The following is a 280-nucleotide window of genomic DNA, read 5'->3' on the forward strand; positions in this document are numbered from 1 at the left end:
TAGGAAGATTGCCCGAGAAAGACAAGAAGAGAGCTACCGAAATGCTCATGAGAAAAATGGATTGTACACAGTTATTAGTCCCACCAGCTCCAACGGAAGAAGATGTTATGAAGCTCGTTAGCGTCGTTACCCAATTGCTTACTTTAGTTCCACCAGTTCGTCAAGCTGCTTTTATAGGTGATTTATTCATCCCGGAATCTCTAAAGGATATATTCAATAGTTTCAATGAACTGGCGGCAGAGAATCGTTTACAGCAAAAAAAGAATGAGTTGGAAGGAAG

At 40.7% G+C, this 280-nt stretch carries 1 protein-coding gene; it reads left to right on the forward strand.

The annotated features are described in order from the left end of the window. Positions 1-41: 41 nt before the first annotated feature. Positions 42-280: hypothetical protein (locus NE671_RS15725; protein WP_256164161.1), on the forward strand; the 239-nt coding region annotated here is incomplete at its 3' end.

This window comes from Blautia sp. DFI.9.10 (assembly GCF_024461705.1).
GTDB lineage: Bacteria > Bacillota > Clostridia > Lachnospirales > Lachnospiraceae > Blautia_A > Blautia_A fusiformis.